Origin of the sequence: Bradyrhizobium sp. AC87j1 (genome assembly GCF_002936975.1) — a bacterium.
Lineage (GTDB): Bacteria > Pseudomonadota > Alphaproteobacteria > Rhizobiales > Xanthobacteraceae > Bradyrhizobium > Bradyrhizobium shewense.
The window spans coordinates 1-4797 of sequence record NZ_PTFE01000192.1 but is presented as its reverse complement, the minus strand read 5'-3'; the positions used below and the strand labels follow the sequence as shown (position 1 = coordinate 4797).

General features: G+C 65.4%; 6 protein-coding genes. 3 read left to right on the top strand and 3 right to left on the bottom strand.

The window, feature by feature from the left end; genetic code table 11:
* Both mtaB and dapF read right to left on the bottom strand, forming a co-directional pair.
* Positions 1-1167 (bottom strand): tRNA (N(6)-L-threonylcarbamoyladenosine(37)-C(2))-methylthiotransferase MtaB (mtaB, locus tag CV770_RS40445; RefSeq protein WP_104466264.1); only part of this gene is annotated, 1167 nt, incomplete at its 3' end.
* On the bottom strand, positions 1167-2042 hold the full coding sequence (gene dapF, locus CV770_RS40440) for a diaminopimelate epimerase (protein ID WP_091964978.1): 876 nt from the start codon (positions 2040-2042) through the stop codon (positions 1167-1169). The genes dapF and mtaB, both read right to left, overlap by 1 nt.
* Here dapF and CV770_RS40435 point away from each other — a divergent pair.
* From CV770_RS40435 to CV770_RS40425, 3 genes are read left to right on the top strand one after another with little or no spacing between them, the layout of a single operon-like run.
* Positions 2041-2277 (top strand): hypothetical protein, encoded by a 237-nt coding sequence (locus CV770_RS40435; RefSeq protein WP_104466263.1) that lies wholly within the window; start codon positions 2041-2043, stop codon positions 2275-2277. The genes dapF and CV770_RS40435 overlap by 2 nt on opposite strands.
* A 19-nt stretch (positions 2278-2296) precedes the next feature.
* Positions 2297-3076, top strand: coding sequence for a GyrI-like domain-containing protein (locus CV770_RS40430; RefSeq protein WP_104466262.1), 780 nt, complete (start codon positions 2297-2299; stop codon positions 3074-3076).
* A 5-nt stretch (positions 3077-3081) separates the two neighbouring features.
* A complete protein-coding gene (locus CV770_RS40425; RefSeq protein ID WP_201760259.1) occupies positions 3082-3798 on the top strand; it encodes an SIMPL domain-containing protein in 717 nt (238 codons plus the stop codon).
* Positions 3799-3975: 177 nt separating this feature from the next.
* Here CV770_RS40425 and CV770_RS40420 read toward each other — a convergent pair.
* Positions 3976-4797, bottom strand: an 822-nt coding sequence (locus tag CV770_RS40420; RefSeq protein ID WP_104466260.1) for an MBL fold metallo-hydrolase, incomplete at its 5' end; no start/stop codon positions are given.

Sequence of the window (4797 nt, the reverse complement as noted above, 5' to 3'; positions counted from 1 at the left end):
ATAATGCTCCGTGCGGCCCTGCCCCTCGCTCTCGATCAACACGTCGCGTGTCGCGCCGATCTCGGCTTGCAGCCGCCTCCGCAGCGCCACTTCGCCCGCCGCACGCAGCCGCTTCGCGCGTTCCTTGATCACGCCGCCCGCCACCTGCGGCATCCGCGCGGCCGGCGTGCCGGGGCGGGGCGAATAGGGGAAGACGTGAAGGAATGTCAGGCCGCATTCCTCGACCAGATCGAGCGAGCGCGAGAACATCTCCTCCGTCTCGGTCGGGAAACCCGCGATGATGTCGGCACCGAACAGGACATCGGGGCGCAGGCGGCGGACCTGCTCGCAGAACGCGATCGCATCTTGCCGCGAATGGCGCCGCTTCATGCGCTTCAAGATCATGTCGTCGCCGGACTGCAACGACAGATGCAGATGCGGCATCAACCGCGCATCATCCGCGATGGCATCGAGCAGATCGTCATCCGCCTCGATCGAATCGATCGAGGAAATGCGCAGGCGCTTCAACTCCGGCACGTGCCGCAAGATCTGCTTCGTCAGCATGCCGAGCTTCGGCGCGCCCGGAAGGTCAGTGCCGTAGCTGGTGAGATCGACACCGGTCAGCACGATCTCGGCATGGCCGCGTTCGGCCAGCGCCCGCACCTGCTCGACCACCGCGCCCATCGGTACCGAGCGCGAATTGCCGCGGCCATAGGGGATGATGCAGAAGGTGCAGCGATGATCGCAGCCGTTCTGCACCTGCACGAACACGCGCGGCAGGCCGCTCGTATAGCCGTCGATGAGATGCGGCGCCATCTCCCTCACGGCCATGATGTCGCTGACAGCGATCTTCTCGCCGGCGCCGAGATCGAAGGCATCGCGCGCTTCGCGCCAGGCTTCGCCGCGCATCTTGTCGTCATTGCCGACGACGCGATCGACCTCGGTCATGTCGGCGAACATCGCAGCTTGCGTCTGCGCCGCGCAACCGGTGACGACGATGCGCGCCTCGGGCCGCTCGCGCTTCAATTTGCGAATCGATTGCCGCGCCTGCGCCACCGCCTCGTTGGTGACGGCGCAACTGTTGACGACGATGGTGTCTGAAAGGCCAGCACCCTCGGCCTCGCGGCGGATCACTTCGGCCTCGAAGGCATTGAGGCGGCAGCCGAAGGTGACGACGTCGACGGCCATCAGGCGGCCGGCGCAAACAGCGCCGGATCGAATTTGCCCTCATATTCGAAGGTCGCCGTGCCCGTCATCAGCACGTGATCGTCGCGTTCGCGCCATTCGATGCCGAGCTTGCCGCCGGGCAGCGTGATCTCGACATCGCGCTCGACACGCTTCAGGCGGGCCGCGGCCACTGCCGTGGCGCAGGCCGCCGAGCCGCAGGCCTGGGTCAGGCCGGCACCGCGTTCCCAGGTGCGAATCGTGATGTGCTGGGGATCGACGATATGGGCGAGCGTGATGTTGGCGCGCTCCGGGAAGATCGGATGGTTTTCGAGCAGCGGACCGAAGCGCTCGAGATCGTAGGCGTTGACGTCGTCGACCCAGAAGATCGCATGCGGGTTGCCCATGCTCACCACGGAGGGCGAATGCAGGATGGGATTGTCGATCGGCCCGATCTGCAATTCGATGTAGCGGGTATCGCGGAACTCTTCCGCCAGCGGAATGTCCTGCCAGCCGAACTTCGGCGCGCCCATATCGACGGTGTAGAGATCGGGCGCCGGGCCCTGCCAGGCATTGAGCAAGCCGGCCGCCGTCTCGAACGTCGCGGCGGTCTGCCCGTTCTTCTCGAAGATGCGCCGCACCACACAGCGCATGCCGTTGCCGCAGGCGCCGGCCTCCGAGCCGTCATTGTTGTAGATGCGGATGAAGGCTTCGGTACCGTCGAGCTGCGGCTTCTGCAGCACCATGAGCTGGTCGTAGGCCACGCCACCGTTGGCGGACGCCACCGCGCGGGCGTCGTCCGGCGTCACCTTTGCTGCGGAATCGCGCATGTCGACAACGACGATCTCGTTGCCGATGCCGTTCATCTTGGCAAATGCGTGGTTGGCCAGCGCGCTCATGAAAATTCCCGAATTTCGCCTGTCTTATATGGCGATCCTTGGCGGCTTGGCCAGTGATTTGCCGCCGGGCGCCAGGAGGACTGCCAGGAGGACTGCCATGACGCATCTGTCATGGGACGAATTTGGCAACCGCGTGTTAGAACGGCGCAGCTCGCCGCGAACCGGGATGCGCGGCCGGGCTCAAGCCGGATTAGCCTTGGTGGGCAAGGTCTTGCTGATGAAGGGCCTTGGTTAAGGCCTTGGGGAGAATAAAAATGATCAGGTTTCGTCGTCTTGCTCTGGCCGCGCTGATCCCGGCAGCGGCCTTGTCGCTTGGCCTGCCTGAGGTTCTGGCGCAAACCCCGAGCCCGGCACCGGCGGCCTCGGCAAGTCCCTCGCCGGCCCCATCGGCTTCTCCCACCCCGGCCGCGAGCGCCTCGCCTGCCCCAGCGACGACGGCCTCACCCGCGCCGCCGCCTGCAGCCAGCGCGTCGCCGGCCCCGACAACGTCGCCCTCGCCCGCAGCCAGTTCCTCACCCAGCCCAACGGCCCCACCACCCGCGGCCGCCGCGACACCCGCCCCGGTGCAGACCGCCGATCCGTTCGGCCTGGAGACCACGCTCGAGGCCAAGAAGGTCGTGATGGTCAAGGGCACTGCCAATTGGGACTCGGCCTTCGACACGCTGATCGACGCTTTCAAGGCGCTGAATACGCTCCTGGACAAGCAGGGCATCAAGCCATCAGGCAATGCGATGATCGTCTACACCTCGACCGACGACACCGGCTTCACCTTCCTTGCCGAGATCCCGGTCGAGCAGGATCCCAAGAACCTGTCCAAGGACATGAGCATCGGCAAGTCGCCGGAGGGCAAGGTGCTGAAATTCGTCCATCGCGGTTCCTACGACAACATGGACAACACCTACGAGGCGATCACCAATCATCTCGACGACAAGAGACTGGAAGCCAAGGACACCTTCATCGAGGAATACCTCACCGATCCCCTGAAGACGGCAGAGGACAAGCTCGTGATCAACGTTTTCGTGCCGCTGAAGTGAGACCAATGAAAAAGACTGCCGTACTTGCTACGTCCCTTGCCGCCGTTTTCGCCGCAACGCTGCTGTCAACGCCCGCGCTTGCCGATGATTTTCCATCCGCCATCACGGTGAGCGGCGAAGCCAACATTTCCGCGGCGCCCGATCTCGCGCAGATCGACGCCGGCGTCGCCAACGACGCCAAGACAGCGAAGGAAGCGTCCGATGCCAACAACGCCGCGATGGGCAAGGTGCTGCTGGCGTTGAAGGGCGCCGGCATTGCCGAGAAGGATTACCAGACCTCGCGGCTGTCGCTGCAACCGCAATACGGCCAGAACAAATCCACCGGCGCATCCCCGGTGGTCGGCTTCCGCGCTTCGAACCGCGTCACCGTAAAAATTCGCGACGTGACCAAGGTCGCCGGCATCATCGACACGCTGGTCGGCGCCGGCGCGAATGATATCGGCAACATCTCCTTCGAGGTGACGCAGGCGTCAAAACTGCTCGACGACGCTCGCGAGCAGGCGGTCGCGGACGCCCGCCGCAAGGCCGAGATCTACGCCAAGGCCACCGGCGTGACGCTGGGCGCTCCGCTCAGCGTGTCCGAAGGCGGCGCCCCGGTGCCGCTGTTCAAGGGGCGGATGGCAACAGCGCCGATGGCAGCGCCGCAAGCCGCGGTTGCGCCCGGCGAGGAAACGCTGTCGGTGACGGTGAATGTGAGCTGGGCGATCAAGGCGGGGCAGTAAGAGGCACACTGCCCGCCCAAACAACGGTGGTCGTCCCCGCGAAGGCGGGGACCCATAACCACAGGGAGCAGTGCGGGGCAAAACTCCCACTCCGAATCTTCGCCAAACATCTCCCTGTGGGTATGGGTCCCGGATCTGCGCGCGCTTGACGCGCGCTTGTCCGGGACGACAGCGGGGCTAAATCTCCACCACCTGCCCCGGCTGCATCGCCACGAACCGCTCCTGCGGAAGCTTCGCGGCGTCGAGCGCTTCCACCAGTGCCTTGGCCGGCGCGTCGATCGCCTCATCCGTGAGCTGGAACGTGCCGTGATGATGCCCGAGCGCGGCCTCGGCGCCGCAATCGCGTAGCGCCTTCACCGCGTCCTCCGGATTCATATGCTGGTCGCGCATGAACCAGCGCGGCTCGTAGGCGCCGATGGGGAGAATCGCCAGCCGCAGCTTGCCGTGCTTCTCGGCGACGCGGCGAAAATGCCGGCCATCGCCATACCCGGAATCGCAGACGACGTAGATTTTCCCCGCAGGCGTCTCCAATACAAAACTCGCCCACAGCGCCTTGTTGCGATCGAACATGCCGCGCGCCGTCCAATGCCGGGTCGGCACCACGTGCACGGCGATGCCGCCGCCGAGCTCGACGCGGTCGTGCCAGTCGAAGGCCTCCACCTTGATCGTGGAATCCCAGCTGCGCATCGTCACGTCGTTGCCGAGCGGGGTGACCACGCGCGGGGCAAAATTCTTGGTAAGCCGCGATAGCGTCGCGATGTCGAGATGATCGTAATGGCCGTGCGAGACCAGCACGACATCGATCTTCGGCAGCTTCTCGAAGGCGATGCCGGGATCGTTGTGCCGCTTCGGCCCGGCCCAGGCGACCGGCGAGACCCGCGTCGACCAGACGGGGTCGACCAGGATGTTGAGGCCGCCGGTCTGGATCAGCCAGCTGGCATGCCCGACGAAGGAGAGCCGCACCTTGTCGCCGTCGACGCGGGCGGGCGGGGTGTCGGC

What these genes read in the sequence shown, in the direction of transcription:
- dapF (WP_091964978.1), bottom strand. Translation starts at nt 2,042, where the DNA reads ATGAGCGCGCTGGCCAACCACGCATTTGCCAAGATGAACGGCATCGGC.
- CV770_RS40425 (WP_201760259.1), top strand. Translation starts at nt 3,082, where the DNA reads ATGAAAAAGACTGCCGTACTTGCTACGTCCCTTGCCGCCGTTTTCGCC.
- CV770_RS40435 (WP_104466263.1), top strand. Translation starts at nt 2,041, where the DNA reads ATGAAAATTCCCGAATTTCGCCTGTCTTATATGGCGATCCTTGGCGGC.
- CV770_RS40430 (WP_104466262.1), top strand. Translation starts at nt 2,297, where the DNA reads ATGATCAGGTTTCGTCGTCTTGCTCTGGCCGCGCTGATCCCGGCAGCG.